Origin of the sequence: Moorena sp. SIO2C4 (assembly GCF_010672485.1) — a bacterium.
Lineage (GTDB): Bacteria > Cyanobacteriota > Cyanobacteriia > Cyanobacteriales > Coleofasciculaceae > Moorena > Moorena producens.
Map to the genome: position 1 here is coordinate 1 of NZ_JAAHGN010001032.1, position 2670 is coordinate 2670.

At 44.4% G+C, this 2670-nt stretch carries 2 protein-coding genes; one reads left to right on the forward strand and one right to left on the reverse strand.

Features of this window, described 5'->3' with window-relative positions; translation table 11 throughout:
- Positions 1 to 1114, reverse strand: a 1114-nt coding sequence (locus F6K20_RS33220; protein ID WP_287297612.1) for a tyrosinase family protein, incomplete at its 3' end; no start/stop codon positions are given.
- Between the two features lie 380 nt (positions 1115 to 1494).
- On the opposite strand from F6K20_RS33220, the gene F6K20_RS33225 reads away from it, so the two are divergent.
- Positions 1495 to 2283: a DUF4058 family protein gene (locus F6K20_RS33225; RefSeq protein ID WP_008180381.1), complete on the forward strand. Its 789-nt coding sequence runs from the start codon at positions 1495 to 1497 to the stop codon at positions 2281 to 2283.
- Positions 2284 to 2670 lie beyond the last annotated feature (387 nt).

Here is a 2670-nt window from a genome sequence, read left to right on the forward strand (position 1 = left end):
TTTGCTCGGTCCTGACCTTCTGGTATGCTGAAAGCAGGTCCTCACCAGAGCCAGGCTGATAGAAATAATTGAAGTCGCCAATCGTAGCATAATCCCCCGCCGTATTTGCCTGAACTTGATTACCATTCTCATCAATGAAAAACAGGAAGGGTTCTGCTTGCCATTTGGCTAGTTTTTCACCTTTAGGTAGGGTCGGAAAACCCAAATTTTCTTGCTTACGGGTCCACACATCCCATAGTCGATCTATATTGCAATGATGCATGAAGAAAATCGGATCGACAGGGGACAGAAATTCCTCCATGAAACCACCGATGTTGTTGTGGACGAGGTTATGGGGTTGACCCTCAAGAACGGCGAAACTAGTCTCTTGGCTATTATGGCACTCGGCGACAGCACTACCGAACTCTATGAAATTGCTGGGAGCAAGAGCTTCTTTAATAGTATCTTTTGAGACTGCTATACTGGTGTGATAGTCGAAATCAGAGCACAGCTCGGTTAGCGCACGAGCATAGTCGTCAGGGTAGAACATCGGAGCCTTTGGGTTTTCTATAGCTTGCCAAACATCATCAATTGAGCAGTATCTACGCAATTTCTGTTGACATAATTGATCTGTAGATAGGGAGTTCCAAAAATCACTCATGGGATCTTGGAACTGTTGCTTAAAAGTTTCGTAGCTGGAAATAAAGGCTTCATGGGAGGGATTAAGTACCCCCTCAAAAAAGACCTCTGGAATAGAGGGTTGCTCAGTCCAATCCCAATAGGGCAAAGCAAAATTGGGGTCGCCACTGAGTTTGCGGCAGGTTTTCTCAAACCAACCAAGATAGCCTCGGTGCCAGGGCAGGAACCACCAGTTGCCGTGGGGGCAATCGAGGATATGAATAAAGGCGTTGCGGTACCAGTTTCGAGGATCGGAGGGCGGCAGCTCCAACATTGCTTTGATTGCTTTTTTATAACTCTTCAGGGGTGCTGATGGATCTGATAAGTTGCGGCGGATATAGGTGGTTGTTTGGGCAGAGGCCTGTCCTATGGGCAATGTTGATGCCAAGAGGATACTGCCTGTACCAACAAGAAAACTTCTGCGGGAAAGTCCTGTTAAATCTTTGTTATCTGTCATGACTCTAATGAGATAGTTACAAGTGAATGACAAGTTGTCATTTGACATCTTGTAATAATACTACTATATATAGCAATTTCATATGAGTCATAAAATATAGTGGCCTTAGCCAACGCTATAACCCAAGCCCTGCAATAATTTCAGATTTTGCCGATTTTACAACTGATTTATAATTGCTATGTGTAGGTATCGGGCGAGCAGCTTGTACGCACCATGGAAACTAGGAATTCTTAATCAGGGGGGGACACAACCGTTGCTCATTTAACTCCTTATCCCCCCATCTCCCCACACCTGGGATCACCTCCCACACTTCCCTCTCTTACCCCGACTCCCTAATCCCTCTGTTAACCTAGAAGACAGAGCTGATGGGAGGTTAAGGGATGCCGTCAATCTTTCCCGGTATGGATCCGTATTTAGAGCATCCGGATTTATGGCCAGAAGTACATCATTGGTTGATTAGTTTAATTGCTGAGTCTTTAATTCCTCAGGTACGTCCGAAGTATAAAGTAGCTATTGAAAAGCGAATTTATCAGGTTAATAAAAGTAACCAAGATGACGTCTTATTAGTGGGAATTCCTGATGTTACTGTTAAACGTCAACCGAATACTGAAGATTCTTCCAGCTCTAAGGTTGCTGTTGCGTCACCAACCACAAAACCAGTAACAGTAATGGTTCCTATGCCTGAACAAATCAAGCAAGGGTATTTGGAAGTAAGAGATATGACTACCGGTGCTGTGGTAACCGCTATCGAAGTTTTATCTCCAGTAAATAAGCGCTCTGGTGAAGGGAGAGAAACTTACCTAAAAAAACGCCAACGGGTGTTAGGAAGCTTGACCAATTTAGTGGAAATCGATTTGCTCAGAGGCTGGAAACCAATGCCACTCTTAGATAATACTATCGATAGCGATTATCGTGTTTTGGTTAGTCGAGAGGAGCATCGTCCACGAGGCGAATTGTATACTTATAATCTCCCAGAGCAGCTACCAGCTTTTTCCCTACCATTACGTCCAGAAGATTCTGAAGCGATAGTAGATTTACAAGCTATAATTAATAGCGTTTATGAGCGAGGGGGTTATGATTATCAACTCGATTATGACCAAGAGCCAGTACCAGCTTTATCAGAAACAAATCGGATATGGGCTAAGGAATTGTTGAAAACTGCTATATAGCAATTTTCATAGTTATCAGGTACAGATAATTTTTTCTAAATTCCTAATTCTAAATTCGCGCATTCTACTTGGTGGTGCGTTACGGGGCGGGCTATTCTAATACTGGCGACGAAGTGGAAAATTAGGGCAAGCCCGCCCCTAACACACCCTACACATCTGTTGCTAAATTCCCAATTCGCGCATTCTACTTGGTGGTGCGTTACGGGGCGGGCTATTCTAATACTGGCGACGAAGTGGAAAATTAGGGCAAGCCCGCCCCTAACACACCCTACACATCTGTTGCCCCGACTCCCGATTCCCGATTCCCGATTCCCGACTCCCTACTCCAGACTCCCGACTCCCGATTCCCGATTCCCCAATTCTAAATTCTAAATTCTAAATTCTAAA

Bases quoted from the DNA above. Each gene is read 5' to 3' on its own strand.
- F6K20_RS33225 (WP_008180381.1), top strand. From the start codon at position 1,495: ATGCCGTCAATCTTTCCCGGTATGGATCCGTATTTAGAGCATCCGGAT.